We start from the raw sequence: 23,661 nt of genomic DNA on the forward strand, positions 1-23,661 counted from the left end.
TATTACCTATTATAGGTATAAACAATAAGAAGGGCAGAGTGTTTAGCTTTGCCCTTCTTCAATGTCTTATGGAGTATATTACACTTCTTGTGCAATAGGTACTCCTATACGATTGCTAATTGCTGTTTCTACAGCGTTGTATATGTCTGTCTCTTTGGTTTCTATTGAAACTATGAGAGAATAGGGAACAGAATTGTCCACATTGTCCAGTTTCCTTTCTTTCCACCATCCTTGACCTGGAAATACTACTATCTTGTCCATTTCAGCCAAGTCTGCTGCAGAACATTCAATCCAGTCGGATTGTACAGTGCCTCTTTCTCGCTTTTGCTGTTTCACGTTCCATCTGGTTGCATCGTTTTGGGTGGTCTTTTCTCCTTCTTGCCTGTTCCTACGACACAGAAACTCTTCTTCTGTTTCTGTTGCTGTCTTTAGGTCAAAGTGCAATGTAGCAGATGGGTAGCGGTACTTACTTGTCCTTCCGGCATAGCCAGGGGATGGCTTCACATAATATGATAAGGTGATGCGGATTCTTACGTATTCGTCTCCCATATCTTCCAACAGTTCTTTTGGCCATGGCAAATCGTAGTAGTGCATCTTGCCATATATGTTGCCACTGTCACCTTGTGTGTAGGGCTCCAGTTGATTCTCAAAAATATAAGTGGCGCATTTTTCGTTGCTATATACGGCTGCGTTCTCATCTGGAACGCCGTATCCGCAGAGTGTCATACGCTCTTCAACGTTATTTATACGCATCATTTCATCTGTCCATCGAGCAGAATGCACCATCAAGCCTCGGATGGAGAGCATTGACAGTTGCGGATTCTCCACTTTTATCTGTGCGGCAAGCCTTGCCGCCAATCCTGTAGCAGCACTTGTCGCATTGAAAGGTTCCAATGGCTCTTCTTGCTCATTGCTGGTTGTTACAAGACTCAGGTCGCTATGTGAGGTTTCTCTGAGCAAGTCATGATAAGCTACATTTCCTCCTTCCATCACAATTTCTGGCTTATTGCGCTTCTCATGCCATGGGTATGAGCTACATGAATATGGCGATACACCACCTGGGGCTGCCAATGGCTTGAAACTCTCATCGCCTACAAGAGTCTTTTCGGTATAGGCCCCTACAGTTAGGGCATTCCAAGCCTGTGCAGGGCTCTGCACTGCGTTTGCCTTACAGGATTCTATATAGTTGTTATGATCTACATCGGGTGTCTGAATGTTTCCTGCAGAAACCAAAACCAATCTGTCACATTGCCCCTGATGGTAGATGCTTTCATCAAGTGCTGCAGAACTGGAGGTGGCTATGCCGTTGTAGGCGCTTTCGTCTGTAATGGCCATGCATAGAATGGATGCACCCATATCCGAAGCTTTGCCTATGGCTTCTTCTATGACTGCTCCATAAAATTCCTTTGGTGTTTCATACCCAGCCTCGTAAATTTTAACCGACGACAGTGCATGATGTACAGCTACTGGTGTTTCTCGTTGGTAGGCAATATTTGTCAAGTCACCAAGCAGGGCTAATCCTGCCATACCAGTGCCATGGTCTGTCTTGTCTGTTGCTTCCAGTACACCAATGGCTACATCCATTCGCTCGTCTGGTAGTGCTGGCTTTAATAGTTCGTGTGCATTGTTCACACCCGAATCCAATATGCCGACTATTACATCCGCATCTTCGTCGTAGGTAATTTCTCCTTTGATGAGTTCACTCCATTCTCTTTTCTCGGGGTTGCTGCTTGTCAGAATGGACGGCTTATGATAGGGGCGGATGCCTTCAATATATCCCAGCGACAGTGGCAGGGTGCAGAGTTGTTGCTTGGTTGACTTAATCAACCATACATCAACACCATCAAAAAGCAAAGGCTCTGCCATCTTCTCTATGCCCAGTTGATGCAAAGTGTTCTCTATGCGCTCTTGGCTGTTTTCTTTGCTATGGCTCATCCACAATTCGTAAATGTATGAGCCTTCTTCTGGTATTGTGTCAAATTCTTCCGCTGACACGTAGAGTGTGCGAATGTCTGTTGCTTCTACACCATTGATAGGGGCGATCAACCTTTCATTGCATGGCTTTCCCTTTGCTGTGTTCTTGGAAGAATAGTCGTCAACTTTATTTTTAAGCCAATCCTTCTTGTCCTTCTTTACATATACAGTAACGTCAACGTCATTATCTTCTCCGTTGTCAGTTACTTTCATGATGGTTGCTCCTTTTGGACTGTCTTGTTTGCCCAAAGAATCTGGTATGAAACTTTTGTCCATTTTCAAATCGACATAGATTCCGTTAGCCACAGGCTGTCCTTGTTTTTCTCTTTCTTCCAAATGAGTAACAATCTGATTAACCACAGCTACGTATTGCTCCTTTACCATACTTGCTTGTGCAGCTCTGTCTTTTGAAGGAAGGGTATGACCGTCAAAGCCCTGTTTCTGTGGTGAGAAGCCACGGGCTTCGGCTATATTGTTGCTTAAAAAGAAATGTTTCTTATGCATATAGTTCCATTATTTAGCTGGTTTGACGATTTAACTGCTGACGCATATTCACTATGGTCTGAACCAGTGGAAGGTCTATCTTCCTGTCATTAAGTAGGGATTCCTTAAATATGTCTGAACAAACCATCTTGATTTCGGCATGACTCATGCCATCAAACAAGGGCTCTACAGATGAGAAATCCAAATCCTTTGCGGTATAGAGATATTCACGCAGCAATGCTAATCGCTGTTCTCTATCTGGCAATTTATACTCTATGACATCATCAAATCGCCTAAACATGGCTTTATCTATTGATTCTATGCTATTGGTGGCAGCTATGATAAAACTATCAGAATCATCTCGCTCCAACAGTTGTAGGAACGTGTTGAGTATTCTTCGTTGTTCGCCAACTTCGTTGTCCATTCCTCGCTGAGAACCGATGGCGTCAAATTCGTCAAACAGATATACAGCTGGTACTTCGTTGATAAAATCAAAGATTCTACCTAGTTTCTGACCTGTTTCTCCCATGAACTTGGTCACAACTTTTTCAGTTCGCACAACAAAGAATGGCAAATTGAATTCTTTTGCAAGGGCACTGGCTGTCATCGTCTTTCCTGTTCCCGATGCTCCATACAATAGGAGCTTTCGGCGATTTGCCAATCCGTACTTACTTAGGGTTTCTTTCTTTAGATATTCTTTGATGACTCTGTCCAGTTTCTCTTTCAACTCCTGACTGAGTACCAGACTTGTCATGTCATCATAGGTATCTACTTGCAGCAGCAAGTCATCTATATCCTTGTTTTTAGACACCAAACGTACCGTACCCAAGGATGTTTTCTTTTGGTTGAGCAATTCTTGTATGGTACGTGCTACTATGGCATGACCACTCCTTGCCTCCACAGCGGAAATCTGCAGGGCAACCTTTCTGAATTGCGTATCATCGTTGTTCAGATGATTTCGTATCAGAGATAATATTTGATCAGCTGTAGCCATTTTTCTGTTTATTTACATTTTTTGCTATGCAAAAATATGATTTTTTTTCCAGATTCACGAATTTTCACCTTGCAATAGACGTATATTTACGTTTTTTTATTACGTTTGTCGCAATTTTATTACAAATATGCGTATTTTTGCTATATTGGCATTGTTTTATATCTGGCGATGACTAATATAGCAACGTTAGCACCAAGCATACCACAACTATGCTATTTTTCATCTGCCACACTCATATTCCTGGCAGTTTTTTTCTTTTTCTCATAAATTGTGAGTACTTTTGCAGAAGATTTACAAGTGGGATCCTCAATTACAGGCAAGACGAATCTACAAACATAAATAAGAGAGATGGGAAAAAGAAGATTATACATATTTCTCCATCAACACAAAGGTGATGAAACCCAGGAGAAGGGCGTAGGTGGCTTGCTTCTGAAAGCCATGGGCATGGGTTTCGGGAATCATCTCATCGCTCGTTACATAGAGCATGGCGCCACCGGCAAAACCCAACATCACGGGGAGGAAGGTGGAAGAGGCTGAACCCAAGCCGAAACCTAACAGAATGCCTACCACTTCGAGCAAAGCGATGAAAATGGAAATGAAGAAGGTACGGACTGCTGTAACGCCTGCCATCATCAAGGGAGCGATGATGACCATTCCCTCGGGGATGTTCTGCAAGGCGATGCCGAAGGAAACACCCCACTCCGTTGCGCCTTCTGCTGAGCAGACGCTCACTCCTGCTGCCATGCCCTCGGGCAGTTTGTGCAGGGCTATCGCCATCACAAAAAGCATCACATGACTGAGCCTGGCATTGTTGCGATGCTCCTCGGGGTCTAGTCCCGTGATGTGATGAAGATGGGGAGTTACCAGATCTAGCACATTCAGAAACAGGGCTCCTGCCATTACGCCGATTACTACCAGCCACCAAAGACTGGTCTGTTCGAAGGCTGGCACTATCAGTCCCAACGTGGAAGCTGCCAGCATGATTCCGGCACAATATCCCAATACGGCGTCGTTCCATTTATGAGGCAACTCCTTGACGAAGAATCCCAAAATGGCACCTATAATCGTGGCACCGCAAAGCCCGGCGGCACTAATTAATACATTTGTCATAATCAATAAAATATATCGAAGTTATCCAGTTAAACACATGAAGATGCAGATACATCATAGAAGAAAAAAAGCATGGACAACCCTCACGGTTATCCATGCCCATCTATTTCGTATCTGATCTATTCAGTTATTACTAATTATGTTTTGTTATGGTGAAATTGGTGTTTTCCAATTTCATATCATCATTCCTATTTCAACTTCGTATAACCATAAGCTGCGTTATTGCCCAACTGCTCTTCGATGCGGATAAGCTGGTTGTACTTAGCCATACGGTCGGTACGGCTCATAGAACCCGTCTTAATCTGACCAGAGTTAGTTGCTACGGCAATATCAGCAATTGTTGTATCCTCGGTTTCACCAGAACGATGGGAAGTAACGGTGGTGTAACCATGACGATGAGCCATCTCGATAGCATCCAGAGTCTCGGTAAGAGAACCAATCTGGTTCACCTTGATGAGGATAGAGTTGGCAGCACCCATTTTGATGCCCTTCTCCAGGAACTTCACGTTGGTAACAAAGAGGTCGTCACCTACCAACTGGCAACGATCGCCAATGGCAGCAGTCAACTTTACCCAGTTGTCCCAATCGTTCTCGTCAAGGCCATCCTCGATTGAATCGATAGGATATTTGGTAATCAGTTCTTCCAGGAACTTGATCTGCTCAGCAGCAGTCAGTTTCTTACCATTAGGATCCTTCTTCTTACCATCCTTCAACTGGCGATAATCGTAGTACCACTCACCATTTTCCTGAACGGCAAACTCGCTGGCAGCACAGTCCATGGCAATTTTCACGTCCTTTCCTGGCTCATAACCGGCATCCTTGATAGCCTGGCAGATGCTGTCGAGCGCATCCTCAATACCATCGAGTGCAGGAGCAAAACCGCCCTCATCACCTACGGCAGTAGAAAGACCGCGGCTCTTCAGAAGCTTAGCCAAAGCATGGAACACCTCAGCACCCATACGGATAGCCTCCTTCTCGGAAGGAGCACCCACAGGACGAATCATAAATTCCTGGAAGGCGATAGGCGCATCAGAGTGAGCACCACCATTGATGATGTTCATCATAGGAACAGGAAGGGTGTAAGTATTGCAACCGCCAATATAGCGATACAATGGGATGTGGAGATACTCAGCAGCAGCATGAGCCACAGCCAAAGAAACACCGAGGATGGCGTTGGCACCCAGATTAGACTTGGTCTTGGTACCGTCGAGTTCCAACATCTTATAATCGATGGCACGCTGCTCCAAGGCTGAGAAACCTACCAAAGCAGGAGCAATCACCTGATTCACATTCTCCACAGCCTTCAAGACGCCCTTGCCGCCATAGCGGTTCTTGTCACCATCACGAAGTTCCAAAGCCTCGTTCTCACCAGTAGATGCACCAGAAGGAACCGATGCACGACCTACGATACCTGACTTCAAAGAAACTTCAACCTCTACTGTAGGATTGCCACGAGAATCCAAGATTTCTCTTGCATGAACATTTTCGATAATCATAATACTATAATACTTTTAATTACGTTAAACATTTTTTCCGAGTGCAAATTTAGGTATTATCTGACAAATCTCCAAATTTCGGGCATCATCAAAAGTAGGTATTCGCCCGAAAATACCTACATATAGGTAAGGAGAGGCATGGAAATTTGAGATGCTACCAAATTGTCATTTTATTTTATTTTAATTTTATCAATCAGTCCTTCGAAATCCTCCTTTTGCATAGCACCCATCTGCACAGATGGTTTGCCTTTCACGGGGATGAAGAGGAAGGTAGGGATGCTGCTGATACCGAAAACAGAAGCAAGTTCGGACTCCTGGTCGATATCCACCTTATAGAAATCTATCTTGCCGGCATATTTCCCGGCGAGAGATTCCACTACGGGAGCCATCATCTTGCAAGGACCACACCAGGTGGTATAGAAATCGATGACGGCAGGACGGGAACCGGCGAATACCCATTCATCCGGATGAGCCTCGTAATCCATAATCTTTTTTCTGAAATCAGATGTGGTGAGATATTGCACCTTGGCAGTTTCAGTTTTCTCAGACTTCTCTTCAGCCGTTTGAGAAGAAACAGCAGGTGCTTTCCTATTCTGTGAACAAGAAACAAGAAATGGTAGAAATAAAACAGCTGCTAATATGATTTTCTTCATAGTTTTTCGTTGTTTTAATTTGAGAAGGTATGCCATTAGGCTATAACACACCCTCTTATTACAATTAATCACTAATAAATAATCACTATTCACTAATCACTACTCCTAATCCTTCAAAGAATAAGTAACGGTAGTAACAACCCTTACCTTTTTAATATATGGAGTATTGGAATCGCGGTCTTCGATAGAGAACTGGCCCTGGTCGGCATTCATAATCTTGTCTATCTTACTCTTGCTGTTCTCAGCAAACTGGGCAGCAGTCTGCTCAGCATTTTCTATCGCCTCCTGCATCATCTTAGGTTTCATCTGACGGAAGGCAACATACTCATACTTCACCGGATTCTCGTAACCACCATCCACAATGGCAACCCCCTTCTGGAGCAGATTACCCTGACGGGCAATGATACTGCGGACCAGTTTCACGTTCTTCGATGTAACCGTGATGATGGAAGTAATGTTATAACGATAGCCCTGGCGGTTTTCGCCATACCGTTCAGCATTGAGGTCGATGACCACAGGCGCATTCACATTGATTTCATTAGTCTTTACACCATTCTCCACCAGGAAGTTTCTGATGGTTCTCGTGGTGGCATTGATTTTTTGATAGAGTTCAGGCAGGTCATTGCCTATTTCCTTGGAAACGATAGGCCACGTCACCTTATCAGCCTCCACCTCCTTTTCGGCAAGGCCTTTCACTACAACCTTTCGATCATTACTAATCACACTTTCAAGTCCCGACTTGATACAAAATCCAAGCACGATGATGCCGATGGTTAAAATCACGGCTTGCTTAATACCAGAATTGATGTTCATAATTAGTCCTCCATTATTAAGTTGTTAAAATTGAATTTCCATTCTATCTCAGATTGAGTTGCAATTTGAGTTTTCAAAGATACAATAAAAATATAGAAAAACGACACTTTATAATGATAAAATATGCTAAAACAGCCCATATCAACCCATAAGCACCATTTTTTCTGCCAAAAAGCTTGCATATATTACCAAAAAAAACTACCTTTGCCCAAAAACAATAAAATGGATTACAACATGATTGGGACCGCATGGTCGTTACTGCCTCCTATCGTCGCCATCGCTCTGGCGCTGAAGACAAAGGAGGTCTATTCTTCTCTTTTTATCGGTATCATACTGGGTGCCGTTCAATATTGCATTTCGATGGGAACAGGTTTCGACGGATTCCTCGTTCACCTGACAAACCACACTGTAGGTGAAGGCGATGATGCCAAGGCATACGGTTTGATACATTGTCTTTCCGACCCATGGAACGTGGGCATTCTGGTATTCCTGGTGGTGTTGGGCAGCATCGTTTCACTGATGAACAAGGCGGGAGGTTCGGCAGCTTTCGGCCGTTGGGCTTCCAAGCACGTACACTCGAAGGTTGGCGTACAGATTGCTACCATCCTGCTCGGTATCCTGATATTCATCGACGATTACTTCAACTGCCTTACGGTGGGTTCGGTGATGCGGCCTATCGCCGTGCGCAATGGTGTTACCAAGGAGAAACTGGCTTATCTCATCGACTCTACAGCCGCTCCGGTCTGCATCATCTCCCCTATCTCGAGTTGGGCAGCTGCGGTATCGGGGTTCGTATCGGGCGGTGAGAACGGACTGGCGCTTTTCTGCAAGGCGATACCTTTTAACTTCTACGCTTTCTTTACCATCCTCTTTATGTTTGGCATCGTGATACTGGGCTTCGACTTCAAGGCGATGAGCAAGTATGATGCAAGACTGAAGGAATGGTACGAGCGAACCAATGGCGGAAAACTCGATGAAGTGAGTGATACCAAACTGCAGATTGTTGAGCACGGTGTGGGAGCCAAACAGGAAGAGGATTCCAAGAACAAGGGAACCGTGAGCGACCTGGTGATACCAATCATCATGCTGATTATCTTCTGCATGGCGGGCATGGTATATTCGGGCGGATTCTTCGATGCCGATAATGCCAACTATCTCAACTTTGTAGATGCCTTTGCTGCGAGCAATGCCTCTGTGGGCTTGGTAATCGGTTCATTGGCTGCTCTGATTCTTACCATCATGATGTTTACTATTCGCAAGACCTTGCCTTTCGATGAGGCGATGAGTAGTCTCATCAAGGGTTTTGAGGCGATGGTACCAGCCATTCTGATTCTTACTTTGGCATGGACGCTGAAGAGTATGACCGACTCGCTGGGTGCGGCAGAATATGTATCATCGGTTGTAGCGAGCAGTGCCTCAGAACTTCAGATGCTTCTTCCGGGCATCATCTTCCTGGTAGCAGGCTTCCTGGCATTTGCAACGGGTACCTCCTGGGGAACCTTCGGTATTCTGATTCCTATCTGCATCGCCGTATTCCCTGGTGCTGATCCTTTGCGCATCATCTCTATCTCGGCATGTATGGCTGGAGCGGTATGTGGCGACCATATCTCTCCTATCAGCGATACCACCATCATGGCGAGTGCAGGAGCGGAATGCAAGCATGTACATCATGTATCATCACAGTTGCCTTACGCCCTGACTGTAGCCTTTGTGAGTTTCCTCACCTTCATTGTGGCGGGATTCACTCATACGCTGGGTATGGTAACGAGTGCCATCATCTCGTGGATATTCGGTGTTGCCATGCTCTGTTTTGCTTTATTTTATTTAAATAAGCGCCAAAAAGTTAAATAGTTCTTAATTTATTTGTATATTTGAAATATTTTCAATATCTTTGCATAAGAATTTAATAAAGAACATATTAACATTATAAAAAGAAGACATTATGAAGGAATTAAAAGGAACAAAGACAGAGAAGAACCTCCAGGAGGCTTTCGCTGGTGAGTCACAGGCTCGTAACAAATATACCTATTTTGCAAGCAAAGCAAAGAAGGACGGTTTTGTACAGATAGCTAATATCTTTGAGGAGACAGCTGCTAACGAGAAGGAGCACGCTAAGTTGTGGTTCAAGTATCTGGAGGGCGGTGCTATCCAGGATACAGAGAAGAACCTGGAAGCTGCTGCCAATGGTGAGCACGATGAGTGGACCGATATGTATCCACGCATGGCAAAGGAGGCTCGCGAAGAAGGTTTCGAGGAGATTGCAGCTAAGTTTGAGATGGTTGCTGAAATCGAGAAGCACCACGAGGAGCGTTATCGCAAGCTCTTGAAGAACGTACAAGACAAGCTCGTCTTCTCTCGTGACGGCGACTGCATCTGGCAGTGCTCTAACTGCGGACATATCGTAGTAGGCAAGAAGGCTCCTGAGGTTTGTCCAGTCTGCAACCACCCACAGAGCTACTTCCAGATTGAAGCACAGAATTACTAATTCTTGCTTGAGACGAAATATCTAACAGAACATATATAAATAAGAGAGGGTGTGTCATGGCCTTATGACACACCCTCTTTTTTATGATTTAGCTTGAACCATTTCCAACATGATTTCTATCAACCTTGGAACACCATACTGTTCTACCTCGTCCTCTTTCACCCAGATATAATCATCAGGGAGCAGGGGGCGGGTTTCTGTTTCCTGCAGATAGAAGTCGGCAAGGAGGATGCGATGGGTAAGTACATGCTTCACATCCTTAGCCAGGAGAAGAGGATTATGGACAAAGGCAGGCAGTTGCGGAGCATCTGATGCGTTATATGGTTCCCACAATCCTTGCCAGATATCACCCTCGCCGCGACGGTGGATAGCCACTTCGCCTTTACACCTTATATATATATAGGAGAGATGGCGCGTTTTTACCTTCAGTGTCTTGTTCTTCACCGGCAACTCCTCTACCCTTCCAGTCCTCAACGCCTCACAGGTTTCGGCAAGCGGACAGACAAGACATTTTGGAGATTGGGGAGTGCACTGGATAGCTCCGAAATCCATCATGCCCTGGTTGTAGGCAGCAGCAGGCGATAATGCTGTATCAGAAAGTTGCTGAGCAGACGAAGCAGGCAAGAGTGATTGAGCCAACGCAGCAAACTCTTTTTTCCCCTGCGTTGAGTTGATAGGAGTATCTATTCCGAAGTAACGTGAAAGAACCCGATACACATTGCCATCTACTACTGCCGCCGGAATATCAAAGGCAAAAGAACCGATGGCTGCTGCAGTATAATCGCCCACCCCTTTCAGGGCTTTGATACCTTCAAGCGTATCAGGGAAATGACCGAGCTCTACTATCTGTCTGGCAGCAGCATGAAGGTTGCGGGCTCGCGAGTAATACCCCAATCCCTGCCAGAGTTTCAAGACATCATCCTCGCTGGCTGCAGCCAAGTCTTCAACCTTGGGATAGGTCTTCATGAACCGCTCCCAATATTCCCATCCCTGTGCGATGCGGGTTTGCTGAAGGATGATTTCGCTCAGCCAGATGGCATAAGGATCCTTGGTTTCGCGCCAAGGCAAATCCCTACCATTCTCACGAAACCAACGGATAATGACAGCCGAAAAACTATTCATAAAATTCAATGTTCAAAGTAATTACTGTTCCGGATATTGCTCGTAAATCTTCAGGCCGAACTCATTCGCCAAGGCATAGGCATGCTCCATGATATCGGCGAGAATGTGCTCATAATTCACCCATACCTTATCCTTAATGAAGAAATAGAACTCGATAGGGAGACCGCATTGCGTGGCTTCCATGTGGCGCACCATCAATGTGAGATCGGTATTGACCTCCGGACGCTGGCGCAGATACTTCTCCATGAATTTACGGTAAAGCTGGAGATTGGTAGGAGCAAGGGCTGCAGGATTCTTTAAATCCTCAATATCCTTCCCCTCTTGTATATCTTTATCTATCGCCTTCTGCAACGACTCCTTCAACTTAAACGAATCTTCGGTAGCGAAATGCTTGGTAAGCAGATTACGTTTTAATGTCTCATCCACCAGACGGACACTACGAAAATCGAAGTAAACCACGCGCTTCACTCTTCGTCCACCACTCTTCTGCATACCAATCCAGTTCTGGAACGAACCATTCACCAGGGTAATAGGCGAAATGGTAACGATGGTGTTATCAAAGTTGCGCACCTTCACGGTCGTGAGAGACATATCCTCAACAATACCATTGGCATCCACCGACTTCACCGTAATCCAGTCGCCCTTATGCAACATATCATTGCTGGTAAGACGCACACCAGCCGCCAATCCCGTGATGGTATCCTTGAAGACCAGCATCAGGACAGCCGAGGTAGCACCTAAACCGGCAAAGAGGGTCATCGGACTCTTGCCCAGCAGGATGGCAACCACCACCACGCCAGCCACAAAGAGCATCAATACCCTGAGAACACCGCAGAAAGTATGGAAATACTGCTGAGCCGACGAGCGTCGTTCCTGAGAATCCTCCAGTCCTTTGAAAGACCCGATGAAGACCAGAGCCGTACGCACCGACATCACCACGATATAGATGCCCGTGGCCCGCTCCAATATCTCTTTGAATATCGGATACTCCAGATAAATCAGCGGCATAAGCGACCATATCACCACAGCCGGCACAATATGGCAAGCCGAGGTGAGCACCTTCTTGTTCAGCAGCACATCATCCCAAGTGATGTCCGTCTTATCAGTAATCTTACTGATGAGCGGAACTAGTATCTTGCGACACAGGAAATCGCTCAGCATCGCCAAGAGGATGGCAGTAATGGTGAGCAAAATATGGCGCAGCATGGGCACAAAATCGCCAGTGACTCCTGCCCATGTTATCATTTCATCTACAAACTTACGAATTTCCTCCATAAAACTATTAACTATCAACTATAAACTATCAACTAACGCTCACGGTTGGCAGAGCAAAGTACATACTTTATCTGCAAAGTGTCTGGCATTATTGCCATGCATGATACCATTGTTGATGATGGCGAAACAGAGCTCATGACCATTGGCTGCGGTACAGTAACCCGCCAATGAGATGATGCCCGTCAGCGTACCCGTCTTTGCTTTCACATTGCCATGCACAAAACTGTTCTTCATACGCTTCTTCAACGTACCGTCAACCCCACCGATAGGCAGCGAATGCTTCAGATGGTCCATGATATTACCGTTGAGATAAGCATAACGCAGCAGTTTCACCTCCAGTTCGGCACTGAGATAATTATAGAGCGAAAGTCCCGAGCCGTCAGCCAGTTTATATCTTGCCGGATCGAGTCCTATCTTGCGGATAAGCTGTCTTTCCACATTCCGGGCACTCTTGGCACTCGCCCATTTATTGCCCGTAGAAGCCGCAATCTGATAATACATGCTCTCGGCATAGAGATTGTCACTCTCCTTCATCATCTTGTGCAGAATCTGATCCATCGTATGGAATCGGGTACAGACCGTAAAGGCACTCGCAGGGCAAGTCTTCTCTGAAGCCCCAAAGCAGGAATATTCGATGCCTTCCTCACGGAGCTTGGCAAGAAACTTATCCATAAAGATGTCCTTGCGCTGGAATACCAGTGGCGAAAGCACCGGATTGTCATCATCCCAGCACCAGCCTTCACCCAACAAATCAGCATCCTTCAAAGAACGGTCGGCATAGATGCTGCCACGGATGGTGTCAACACCCATATCCTTCAGACTATTGACAAATGCCGACATATCATCGCTGTTGAAACGGGGATCCATACCGCCTATACAATAGACATCACCCGTCAACACCCCATTCTCAATGGTACCGGTATATTTCAGAGTGGTTTTAAACTGGTAAGAACCGCCCAACTTATCGAGCGCCGTAATGGCAGTCAGGAGCTTCATCGTACTTGCCGGACGCATCAGCTGCCGTTCATTTCTCTGATAGATACAAGAGTCAGCAGACAGGTCCCAGACCATCAGTCCTACCTGTGATGTTTCGAACATCTTGCTTTCAAGGAGTTTATCAATACCCACCTTCACCGATTCGGGCCAAGGAAATTTCTGCGTCAGCGTATCCGCTGCCAGGGAGTCAACGAGTGTAGAGTCGGAAACATCTTCCTCATCAACCGTTTCTGTTCCCTCATCTTCAATCACATTCTGGGCCTGCACCGGTACAGAGATCCATACCATCATCAGACCCAACATCATATATATTATCTTTTTCATCACAATCAGTTCACCTGAACTTAAAAGAAATTATTTATTTTTGATTCTCTCCATAAACGCCTCTTCATTATCCGGCTGAACGGTCACAATATTCTTATGTCCGTATTCGATGACCACACAATGGTCTAATCCGAAGAAAGTCTTGGCGATGTGTACATCAATGACATCACATAGCGGCACATTTCTGTTGGAAGAGAACCTGCCCTCATTGATGATGAGATATTCCATCTCCTCATCCAGGTCTATCGGTTTTACCATCTTGAAGGTATAGGTTGTATTCAGTATGCGCTCTATCATGCCCACGATGATGATAGCCACAAAGATGCCGATGATAGCCAGTTTGACCCAGAAGAAATAGAGAGCCAGGATTGCAAACACCGCCACACCGATACGTGCCGTCAGCGTAAAGCGCTTATGAAAAGTTCTATCTGCCATAACTTTGATTTATTACCTTATATTATTGTCGTTTTTACGACCGTTTGATAGTCTAAAAGACTATATAACCTTAAATTTCGCTGCAAAATTACAAAAAATCCCTCTCTTATTACTCATTTTAAAGATTAATTATTACTTTTGCAACGAATTAAGAATTAATTCTGAGAGAATGGGGTTGTTTTATAGATAAAAACACCTGTTCTTAATATTGAAATTAGATAAGAATAAACTCAATGGTTTATAAGTATGATTTTCTGATTATCGGCTCAGGAGTTGCCGGTATGAGTTACGCCCTGAAAGTAGCCAGAGCGCATAAAGGTAAGGTGTGTATGATTTGCAAGACCTCGCTCGACGAGGCTAACACGTCATTCGCACAAGGTGGTGTGGCGTCAGTTACCAACTTGGAAGTGGATAACTTCGACAAGCACATACAGGATACTATGATTGCTGGTGATTATATCAGCGATTATAAAGCAGTGAAGCAGGTTGTCACCATGGCACCGGAGCAGATCAAGGAGCTCGTGCAGTGGGGCGTCAACTTCGATAAGCAGCAGGACGGTAAGTTCGACCTACACCGTGAGGGCGGTCACAGCGAGTTCCGCATCCTTCATCATGCAGATGATACGGGTGCAGAAATCCAGCGCGGTCTGATGGAGGCTGTGCGCAACTGTCCGGATATCGATATCAAGGAAAATCATTTCGCCGTGGAGATTATCACTCAGCACCACTTGGGTGCCCGTGTTACCCGCCGCACTCCTTATATCAACTGTTACGGTGCATACGTATTGAATCCTGATACCCAGAAGGTAGATACCTATCTGAGTAAGGTTACCGTGATGTGTACCGGTGGATGTGGTGCCGTTTATCAGACTACCACCAACCCTGTGATTGCCACTGGCGATGGTGAGGCGATGGTATACCGTGCCAAGGGAACTGTAGCCGACATGGAGTTTGTCCAGTTCCACCCAACCGCTCTTTATCATCCGGGCGAAACCCATCCTGCCTTCCTCATCACCGAGGCTATGCGTGGTTATGGCGGCATCTTGCGTCTGCCTAACGGCGAGAGCTTCATGGAGAAATATGATAAGCGATTGAGTCTGGCTCCTCGTGACATCGTGGCTCGTGCCATCGATAAGGAGATGAAGATTCACGGATTGGATCATGTCTGTCTCGATGTAACCCATAAGAATCCAGAGGAGACCAAGCGTCACTTCCCTAATATCTACGCCAAGTGTCTGAGCATCGGCATCGACATCACCAAGGAGTATATCCCTGTTCGTCCTGCCGCTCACTATATGTGTGGTGGTATCAAGGTTGATTTGAACGGCTGTTCAAGCATTAACCGTCTCTATGCTCTGGGCGAGTGTTCATGCACCGGTCTGCATGGCGGTAACCGTCTTGCCAGCAACTCGCTCATCGAGGCTGTGGTTTATGCCGAGACTGCTGCCAAGCACAGTATTGAACATGTAGATGAGTACGACTTCAATGAGAAGGTACCAGCATGGAATGATGAAGGTACTTTGACCAACGAAGAGAAGGTGCTGATTACACAGAGCGTGAAAGAGGTGGGCGAATGCATGAGCAACTATGTAGGCATCGTGCGCAGCGATATCCGTCTGAAGCGAGCATGGGACCGCCTCGATCTTCTCTACGAAGAGACAGAAAATCTCTTCAAGCGTGTAAAGGTAAGCAAGGAACTCTGCGAGCTCCGCAACATGATTAACGTGGGTTATCTCATCACCCGCATGGCGATAGAACGCAAGGAGAGCCGTGGTCTCCACTATACCATCGACTATCCTGTTCATGCTTACGACAAGAAGTAATCAAGAATTATCAGAATATTAAAAAGCTCGGATGCTTGTAATGCATCCGAGCTTTTTTTTATTTTCAAGAATTTGAGAATTAGAGAATTTTTCTTTCTACCTATTGGTTCTAGTGAATTTTCTTTTTATCTCGTCAGCGAGAACTTGATGCTCAGGCCGAAATCCTGTGTGGTGGTAGGATAACTGCTGCTCGACAGGAGCGGGGTGTTGGTCTGACGGTCATAATAGAAACTCATGGTAAGGAGTTTGCTGAAGGTATAATCGGCAGAGAAACTCAGTTTCAGAGCATTGTTGCCGCTGCTGGCACTGCTTACCATTGAGGCAATATCACGAACGATGGCTGCCTGCTTGCGGAAACTGAAGTCAAGACGTAGATTCAGGTCATGGTTGGTACCATTCTGAACCGTCTTGGTGGTCGACGCATTCTTATTGGCTGCATTCTTGTTGCCGCCCTTCGACTTGGAACGGGAGGCCTTGGCGCCCCAACCGAAAACATCGAAGTTGTTGATGCGGTAACCCATACCGATTACCCAGTCCTTACTCAATGCCTCGTTCAGCTGCACACTCGTCATACTGAGGTTCAATACACGGGTCTGGCGATATTCTGCCTTCACCGTCATATTATTGTTGAATGTGACATCCATACCCAATAATGGCGAGAACGACTCGTTGATACTTACCTGCGAAATGTTGAACATGCTACTTGGAGATGGATTGCCCGTAGTGGCATCACTCACGAAGCCGAGACCGTTCATATACTCCTGGAAGGTGCTGTAACTGTTGTAGCTGCCAACCGCAAAGACGCTTTTGTAAGAGTGGTTGATGTTGACACTCTTGAAGTGCTCGTTGAACCAAGGCAGACGTCCCAGTCCGCTGTAACGGATGGTCCAGTTTGGCAACATCCGGCTCAATGCCGGGAATACCGAAAGCGAATTGCCACCCATCGAGGTATAAGCCTTGAGGAAGGCAGGAATCATGACATCGCTGCTATACTGGTTGACCGGCGTGCGGGAAGCATCAAACTTGCCGCCAGCCAGAGCCGAACCTGTCGGATAAACGGTACCTGCATACTGCGCCTCTACCCTATCTCTGAAAACAGCCAGCAAGTTGACAAACTTCTCGAAGGTCTTGCTGCGATAACCCGAATTGGCATTGCCCATTCCCTCGAAAGCCGACCCCAGCGAGATGGTAGTCATCTGGAAGGCTCCACTCTGGGTAGTTGGCGTTCCTTCATACATATACTGTATGCTCTTCTGCGTGGTCTTGGTACGTGTGGCTGAGAGATCAATCTTGAAATCTTTGATAGGCTCCAGGGTGGCACGCAACGTAAGATTATCCGTTCTGCTGGTAGTAGCAGGTGTTGCGATACTGTCGTTGCAGAGCAGCCAGTCGTTGTTTCTAGCCTTCTCGATATAATCGTCGCCAACCATACCGAAGGCAAAGTCAAGACCCGGTGCCATCTGTCCCACCTTCTTCTGTCCGAAGGCATCACCCACACTAGGCAAGAAGCCCGGCAGGGTGAGCTGATAGCTGCTGCGATAGTTGATGCTTACGTTGCGCACCATCATTGCCAGGCGACTAGCCAACTGCAATCCCTTATACCATTTCTTATCATCAAGCGGTTCCTTAGCCAGTACGGAGAGTTTCACCTTCATGGCAGTATCTACCTTTGAGATGATTCTGATCTGGTTATTATCCACCTTTTTATATTTAAGCGAGAATACCTTGCCGTCTTCCGTCTTGGCATTCACAATCAGTCGCTTGGTATTCTTGCCGTGGCGTATCTTGAATGTAGTATCAGGCAGGAGGGTGATTTCCCGTTCGAAGGCACGCTTGTTCTTAGGCAGCGCCTTCTTCGGATCAGCCGCCTGTTCCTTTTCTTCCTGCTTTTTTTTCTTTTTTTCCTGCTTCTTGCGCTGCATCTGTGCCCTACTCTGGGTACGGTCAAACTTATCGTTTACCTTCTTCAGGAAAGGCACATGGTTGTAGAGTTTCACCAGGTTAAAGTTACCGTTCAATGTCAGTTCGCGCTGGGTATTGATGGTATTTCCATACGAGTTGCCCTCCTCATCCTCTGTACCGCGCTCCCAAGAATAGTTGGCATTGTAAGAGGCATCGCTGTTCACCCAGTCGAAGACAGGCAGCAGATTGAGAGGCAACCTGTAGGATGCCTGGAAAGTCTGACTATAGTCGAGCGGTGCACCCCAGTGGCGGATGCTGGTCCATACGGAATCCTTCCAGGCATGATACTGGTCGGCATAAAGATCCTTGTTGACCGGTGTATATGGTTCCTCTATCTGTGCATGGGTAGCACTCTGGAAGTTCATGTGCAGGTTCTTGGTCAAATCCCAGTTGATGGAGAACTCACGGTTCCAGAGGAACTGCTCACTGAAGGTGAGCGGCAACTTGGAGTCTACTCCGGCAGCTCCACTCATCAGGGTTTCCATATCGCGCTCCTGCAACTCGTAGTAGTCGCGCGTCATCTCGGTATTAAAGGCTATGTTCTGCGGCAGCCAGTTCAGTCCGAAACGTTTCAGTATGTCGAGCCACTTACTCTTGTTCTTCAGTCCCTTGAATGGTTCCCAAGCCTTATAAACCGGGCTCCACGAATAATCCAGGGCTCCGCGCCAGTTATCCTTTCGCTCATACATCGTCGTTTCACCCGTAGTATACTGATGCTGATGACTGTAGGTGAATGAGAAGTTGGCAGGATCGTATGGCATCGGATGGCGCTTGGTAGCGATACCCACCCGGGCATTCGAGATGGAGAAGTTGGTCTGCGTAATCTTGGTGGCAGCGATATTCTCGATAGAATCGCGCTCATGCTTGGAGCCGGCAGCATCGAGGGCATCCTTCAACTCCATATCGGTATCCAGCGGATTATACTTAGGAGTGGTCTTCTCCTTGGTAACACTATAATATAAAGGTATGCTCACCTTCGCCTTGTCAGGGAAGAACTTACCCATTTCGAGCGATGTGGTCACACTGTAGGTACCGTAATTATCGGTGGTGCGACTTGCCACGCCATCTTCCAGACCGCCGAATCCCTCGCTGATGTATCTGCCGGTGGCATTCACGCTACCCAGATCGGAGAGTTGTACGTTGAGGTTGGCATTGGCTGCCCAACCACCCGAATTATTGTGTTCCTTGAGTCGGAGTTCGTTTATCCATACCTCACCGCTCTTGATGTCGGCAGAATTGTTTCTCACACCCAGCATCATGGTCTTCACTTCGCCGAGACTCGGATTACCCACGATGGTAATCTTGTTCTGCGGATGTTCTGCATCCATCATGGAATAAGGAGCGAGATAAGAAGCCACACCCTGTGCCTTCGCCTTGTTACGGTTTTTCTTCAATGCCGTAAAGACACTCAGCGGCACATCGAGCATATTCTCCTCAGGCCATACCGCCTTACAGTCGGCAAGCACATAGCGGTTGTAGTTGGAGCGTGGCTCGGTGAGTTTCAGCGGGATTTCATACTCGTAGTAATTGTTCTTGTAATCGCTACCCAGACGGATGAAGACTGAGAGATCACCATCCTGCAGACGGGTGGTATTCTGCTCCAATGCATTGGCATGGGCAAACATCTGGATGCGCTTGTACTGGCGCAGATCAAGGGTAGAATTCTTGTAAACCGCCTTCGCCTCACCTGTGCTCATATTCTTGACCACCAGACTCAACGCCTGCTCGTTAGCCTCAACCAACTGAGGCTGACTAGGATCCTGTTCGCGCTTGATACCCGGAGGCAATACATAGTTGACCGGTGTCTTCTCGCCGTTCTCTTCCAGACTCACGCTGCTTGCGTCGAGGGTTCCGCCACTGGCTGCGCCGAGCGGCTGATCATAGGTACGCCACTTGCCCATCACGAGGTTGAAGGTACCGAAACGCAGCACGATAGGTTTCTTGAAACCGGTGAGGAACATACGCATGAAGCGGATGCTGGAGAAGTCGTTGATGTTGCCCTGACGGCTCTCAAACTCATCGATAGGTATGCGGAACTGATACCAGGTAACGGTAGACTTGGTATTATCACGCCAGGTCTGGCTGTATTCACGCTTATCTACGATATGATTGTTACCCACCACGAGATCTTCCGGACGGATGCTGACACGGTACTGGAAGTATTTCTCATATTCGTTGAGGGTATAATCCTGGTTGATATCCTCGACATCCGGCGTTGACTTATAAGAAGTATCATAGCTCTCAGAACGGCTGTCGCTGTCAGGCGAGTTGCCCTGAGGATTGTTGATATACTTATATCGCTGCAAGATAGGAGCACGCATCTCATCCCAGTCGGAACCGCGGAAATAGTGGTAGTCATCACGTGCCGGATCGGCAAAGATGCTGTCGAATACCGCCTGGTTCACCTTGCCCTGAATCTGGTCGAGATAAGCACTCTTGTAGAATTCCTGCTCCTCGGCATCGGTCAGTCCGTTGAAACCCACATCCTGCAAGGCTCTGCTGCCACTGGTGGTAGCAAAGGCATAGGTCACGGTGCTCTGGGTAGGAATCTTACCCCACTGGGTATAGGTGTAGCTCTTGCTGCCATCTACCGGCATGCCACTCTCATAGAATTTCTTGCCATCACGCAGGATATCCTCGCTCACCTCGCCCAGGTTGATGTAGAAATCGCCCCCATAATCGGCAGCATCAGCCTCTTCGCGGGAATAGATAAACGGATCGAGCATCCAGAACTCGATGTATTCGATGTTTGCCTGCTCGAAATCGTTGGTATCCAGCTTACGCATCATTCCGCCCCAGTTGCGCTGCGGATTCTGCAGGGTTCCGTCTGCCTGCAAATCTGTTACATTGAAGTTGTATGGTCCCGGCTCGCTTGGATAGTAAGCCAGATTGAGTACATTCAGGGTATTGGTAGCGCCCTGATAACTGCTTTGGTCGCGCAATGGGAAGAGTTCCTTGGTATAGACCTCGCGGACATAATGGTTACTCAACTGCTTGAGGTCGCCCTTGATATGTCCCGGAGTGAGCGAACTTCCACGGCGGGTGAACAGCGGATCGATGGTATACCAGGCTAGGCGCGAACGGTGGAAACCGCTGCTCAGACCGGTCTTGTCGCTGTAATCGTCCTTGAAATTGAGCGAAGGCACACTGGATATAAACCAGGAGGTAGGAGTCGTTACATCGATGGTAGTCTTCGTACCCTCGAAGTCATCGATATAAGATGCATTGTCCTGTGTGCCGCCTGCCTCACCGGCAATGAGCTGGGCAAATTCTCCTGTAAAGGATATCTGCGATGGCTGGGTGAGGTGCAGGAATGGTATCTTGTCAAGCACATTGGTGAGCCACTGACTCTCCTTGCGCCAGTTGAGATTGATGCCCCAAAGGGTGTTCTTCAGCGGTTCGGAGCCCATGGATACCTTGGTGGTAAGCGCCTGTTCGGAGAGGTGCTGGATAGTACCGCTCAACTGGAAGTTCTTGGTAAAATCATACTCCCAGTTCAGTCCGAACATCGTTTTTCGGGTTTGTCCGAAATCGGTATTACTCTCCAGAGAAACGTTGACAGCCGTACCGGCATCGATGATGCTCTGGTTCAGGATGGTCACCTCACCGGCACTGTAATCTACCGAATAGTCGGTGCCCTCTTTCAGGGTGACACCGCCTGCCGTAACGACCACCGAGCCCTGTGGCACATTGTAGGCATCGAGCGAGATGACATTGGCTGCAGAGCCCTTGAACTGTCCCACAATCTGATACTTGTTCTTTTCGGCTATCTGCTTGGCTACGGTCTTCGTACTGTCATAGAGTTCGGTAAAGGCATACTTTTCAGCCTTGTCGGCAGCCACGCCCCGCTTGACCAGATAATCACGCATATAACTGCCGAAAGGCTCTACCTTCGGAATGAACACGCGTCCATTAGAGATGGTATAGCCTTCTACATAATCGAAATATCCATTGCTGTGTGCCTTGTTGTTGTTATCCAGACGGTCGGCGCCCAGCACACGGATGATTGGCTGCTCCTTCACCTGCTGTTCAGGGATATAACTGAGATATACGCCGGTGGTATCGCTCTGGTATTTTACATCCAGGCGGAACTTCTCCTTCTCTACGGTAGAAGCCAGATAATAAACGTTCTTCATCATCAACCCCCAGTTGCCCTGTCGCGGATTGTTACTGGTATTCTTGAGCGATTTCACGAAGAGTGCCTGTTTGGTATCGCTGAGATCGGATGCAAACTCGCCCACCTGATAGGTAACGCCTCCCGATGTATACTCATAGGCTACGGCAAGTACCTGGTCGGTCTGCAGACTGGTTTTCAATGAGATATAACCCAATGCAGTATTGACCGTATACTCTGAAGAATTGAGCAGGCGGGCACTCTCCAGCTTCTCATAATCGGCTCCGCCAACCAGTCCGCCTCCATCGAGAGTGGTTGCTGCCTGGTCGATGTCACGGGCAGCAGCATACTGCCCTGTCATCGCCGCATACTCTGTATTCGCCTGGTTAGAAGGCACCTGTCCGCTCGCTGCCCACATCGGGTTGCTCAGTTTCTGGTTCTCGCCCAGGTCGGTCAGGGCTACGATGTTTCGGGTATTGGTGGTATTGCCGGTTTTGTTGGTAACCCACACCTCCACACGGTTAATGGTGATGCCCGTGGTGAGATTAGGAAGTTTCTGCATCCAGGCATCATAATGATTTCTGAAATACTGGGAGAGGAAGAAGTGGCGGTTCTCCTCATAATCGGCTACATTCAGTTCGAAAGGGGTGAGCTGCACACCGCCCCTGGTAGATACGCTCTTCGATGCACTCTTCTTCTGCGAAGCCACCATCTGCAGCTTGAGTTTGCCAAACTGCATATCGGTTCTAACACCAAACAGACTGCTGGCGCCTTTGATGAGCGAAGAGTTGGAAGGGAAGGAGACGTTGCCCGCCTCAACGAGTTTGATGATTTCATCTTCCTTGCCGTCGTACTTCAGTTTCATGTTCTGTGCATCGAAATCGAAGGTGGCATCGGTGTTGTAATTCAGGTTCATGTTCACCTTATCGCCCACCTTTCCGTTGACATTGAGATTGATTTTCTCATCAAAATCCATCATCGTCGTCTTTCGGTTGCGGATAGGCAACGAAGGATTGTCGATGCTCTTCTTGTTGATACCGAACTTAAGTTCGGCAGAACCCTGTGTCTTCACTCTGATGCCACCAGGACCGAAGATTTTCTCTGCAGGTCCCAAGTCGAAGTGCATATCTGAGAAATCGAACTTCTCCTTGCCTTTTGCCTGGAAGATTTCATCGTTCTGCTTGCGGAAGTAGCTGTTGCGCTGCTGCTGTTCGGTCCATGCAAGATACTCTTTCGGAGTGAGCATGATAGGAGCCGAAAGCCAGGTTGAGCCCATGCGGTTGCCGATGATATAGCGGTCGAGGGTATCGTTGTAGACTACCTGATATTGCAGATTATCAGGACGTTTCAGGTCGAGCGGACTCTGATAGAGGTCGCTCAGGGAGTAAGGTTGGGTGCGCTGAATCTGCCAGCGGGTATGCAGCAGCGAATCGGGAATGGTATCTTCATCGAGCTGCACGGGCTGGACTGTGCTGATATGGTTTTTCTTTTTATCGTCCTGAAGTTGAGGCAAAGCTATCGCATAGCCGAAGGTTGCCACCATCAGCCAAGCCAATAGAAAAGATATGAATCTTTGCTTCTGTTTCATCGATAAAAAACTCC

The 23,661-nt window shown here is 47.2% G+C and carries 14 protein-coding genes; 3 read left to right on the forward strand and 11 right to left on the reverse strand.

What is annotated here, in order from left to right:
• Positions 1-78: 78 nt before the first annotated feature.
• From KUA48_RS06590 to KUA48_RS06615, 6 genes are all read right to left on the reverse strand, one after another.
• Positions 79-2,478, reverse strand: coding sequence for a S8 family peptidase (locus KUA48_RS06590; RefSeq protein ID WP_218432019.1), 2,400 nt, complete (start codon positions 2,476-2,478; stop codon positions 79-81).
• A gap of 13 nt (positions 2,479-2,491) precedes the next feature.
• Positions 2,492-3,451 carry an AAA family ATPase gene (locus KUA48_RS06595; RefSeq protein WP_118416547.1) on the reverse strand — a complete coding sequence of 320 codons (960 nt, stop codon included), beginning with the start codon at positions 3,449-3,451 and terminating at the stop codon, positions 2,492-2,494.
• Between the two features lie 363 nt (positions 3,452-3,814).
• A complete protein-coding gene (locus KUA48_RS06600; protein ID WP_215652479.1) occupies positions 3,815-4,561 on the reverse strand; it encodes a ZIP family metal transporter in 747 nt (248 codons plus the stop codon).
• A gap of 188 nt (positions 4,562-4,749) precedes the next feature.
• Complete coding sequence (gene eno / locus KUA48_RS06605) at positions 4,750-6,057, reverse strand: phosphopyruvate hydratase (RefSeq protein WP_218432022.1); 1,308 nt, start codon at positions 6,055-6,057, stop codon at positions 4,750-4,752.
• Positions 6,058-6,227: 170 nt separating this feature from the next.
• Positions 6,228-6,710, reverse strand: a complete 483-nt coding sequence (gene trxA, locus KUA48_RS06610; RefSeq protein WP_153092072.1) for a thioredoxin — start codon at positions 6,708-6,710, stop codon at positions 6,228-6,230.
• Between the two features lie 105 nt (positions 6,711-6,815).
• Positions 6,816-7,523: an SIMPL domain-containing protein gene (locus KUA48_RS06615; protein ID WP_153082117.1), complete on the reverse strand. Its 708-nt coding sequence runs from the start codon at positions 7,521-7,523 to the stop codon at positions 6,816-6,818.
• A gap of 222 nt (positions 7,524-7,745) precedes the next feature.
• Between KUA48_RS06615 and KUA48_RS06620 the strand changes: the two genes are divergently transcribed.
• The gene (locus tag KUA48_RS06620) at positions 7,746-9,374 is read left to right on the forward strand and encodes a Na+/H+ antiporter NhaC family protein (RefSeq protein ID WP_218432023.1); all 1,629 of its coding nucleotides are present in this window, start codon (positions 7,746-7,748) and stop codon (positions 9,372-9,374) included.
• Between the two features lie 91 nt (positions 9,375-9,465).
• Entirely contained in the window at positions 9,466-10,008 is a 543-nt protein-coding gene (gene rbr, locus KUA48_RS06625) for a rubrerythrin (protein WP_117728384.1), read from the forward strand.
• An 81-nt stretch (positions 10,009-10,089) separates the two neighbouring features.
• Here rbr and mutY read toward each other — a convergent pair whose 3' ends face one another.
• From mutY to KUA48_RS06645, 4 genes are read right to left on the reverse strand one after another with little or no spacing between them, the layout of a single operon-like run.
• A complete protein-coding gene (gene mutY, locus KUA48_RS06630; protein ID WP_218432025.1) occupies positions 10,090-11,130 on the reverse strand; it encodes an A/G-specific adenine glycosylase in 1,041 nt (346 codons plus the stop codon).
• 21 nt (positions 11,131-11,151) lie between these two features.
• The gene (locus KUA48_RS06635; protein ID WP_218432027.1) at positions 11,152-12,405 is read right to left on the reverse strand and encodes a mechanosensitive ion channel family protein; all 1,254 of its coding nucleotides are present in this window, start codon (positions 12,403-12,405) and stop codon (positions 11,152-11,154) included.
• Positions 12,406-12,444: 39 nt separating this feature from the next.
• Positions 12,445-13,725: a D-alanyl-D-alanine carboxypeptidase/D-alanyl-D-alanine-endopeptidase gene (gene dacB, locus KUA48_RS06640; protein WP_153092062.1), complete on the reverse strand. Its 1,281-nt coding sequence runs from the start codon at positions 13,723-13,725 to the stop codon at positions 12,445-12,447.
• 30 nt (positions 13,726-13,755) lie between these two features.
• Complete coding sequence (locus tag KUA48_RS06645; protein ID WP_117693494.1) at positions 13,756-14,160, reverse strand: hypothetical protein; 405 nt, start codon at positions 14,158-14,160, stop codon at positions 13,756-13,758.
• Between the two features lie 233 nt (positions 14,161-14,393).
• Here KUA48_RS06645 and nadB point away from each other — a divergent pair, with 233 nt between their 5' ends.
• Positions 14,394-15,983 (forward strand): L-aspartate oxidase, encoded by a 1,590-nt coding sequence (nadB, locus tag KUA48_RS06650; protein WP_218432029.1) that lies wholly within the window; start codon positions 14,394-14,396, stop codon positions 15,981-15,983.
• A gap of 125 nt (positions 15,984-16,108) precedes the next feature.
• Here nadB and sprA read toward each other — a convergent pair whose 3' ends face one another.
• Positions 16,109-23,647, reverse strand: coding sequence for a cell surface protein SprA (sprA, locus tag KUA48_RS06655; protein WP_218432032.1), 7,539 nt, complete (start codon positions 23,645-23,647; stop codon positions 16,109-16,111).
• Positions 23,648-23,661 lie beyond the last annotated feature (14 nt).

The sequence above is a fragment of the Segatella copri genome (genome assembly GCF_019249795.2).
GTDB lineage: Bacteria > Bacteroidota > Bacteroidia > Bacteroidales > Bacteroidaceae > Prevotella > Prevotella copri_B.

What these genes read in the sequence shown, in the direction of transcription:
- KUA48_RS06595 (WP_118416547.1), bottom strand. Translation starts at nt 3,451, where the DNA reads ATGGCTACAGCTGATCAAATATTATCTCTGATACGAAATCATCTGAAC.
- KUA48_RS06635 (WP_218432027.1), bottom strand. Translation starts at nt 12,405, where the DNA reads ATGGAGGAAATTCGTAAGTTTGTAGATGAAATGATAACATGGGCAGGA.
- nadB (WP_218432029.1), top strand. Translation starts at nt 14,394, where the DNA reads ATGGTTTATAAGTATGATTTTCTGATTATCGGCTCAGGAGTTGCCGGT.
- mutY (WP_218432025.1), bottom strand. Translation starts at nt 11,130, where the DNA reads ATGAATAGTTTTTCGGCTGTCATTATCCGTTGGTTTCGTGAGAATGGT.
- KUA48_RS06645 (WP_117693494.1), bottom strand. Translation starts at nt 14,160, where the DNA reads ATGGCAGATAGAACTTTTCATAAGCGCTTTACGCTGACGGCACGTATC.
- KUA48_RS06615 (WP_153082117.1), bottom strand. Translation starts at nt 7,523, where the DNA reads ATGAACATCAATTCTGGTATTAAGCAAGCCGTGATTTTAACCATCGGC.
- sprA (WP_218432032.1), bottom strand. Translation starts at nt 23,647, where the DNA reads ATGAAACAGAAGCAAAGATTCATATCTTTTCTATTGGCTTGGCTGATG.
- KUA48_RS06620 (WP_218432023.1), top strand. Translation starts at nt 7,746, where the DNA reads ATGGATTACAACATGATTGGGACCGCATGGTCGTTACTGCCTCCTATC.
- trxA (WP_153092072.1), bottom strand. Translation starts at nt 6,710, where the DNA reads ATGAAGAAAATCATATTAGCAGCTGTTTTATTTCTACCATTTCTTGTT.
- KUA48_RS06600 (WP_215652479.1), bottom strand. Translation starts at nt 4,561, where the DNA reads ATGACAAATGTATTAATTAGTGCCGCCGGGCTTTGCGGTGCCACGATT.
- dacB (WP_153092062.1), bottom strand. Translation starts at nt 13,725, where the DNA reads ATGAAAAAGATAATATATATGATGTTGGGTCTGATGATGGTATGGATC.
- KUA48_RS06590 (WP_218432019.1), bottom strand. Translation starts at nt 2,478, where the DNA reads ATGCATAAGAAACATTTCTTTTTAAGCAACAATATAGCCGAAGCCCGT.
- eno (WP_218432022.1), bottom strand. Translation starts at nt 6,057, where the DNA reads ATGATTATCGAAAATGTTCATGCAAGAGAAATCTTGGATTCTCGTGGC.
- rbr (WP_117728384.1), top strand. Translation starts at nt 9,466, where the DNA reads ATGAAGGAATTAAAAGGAACAAAGACAGAGAAGAACCTCCAGGAGGCT.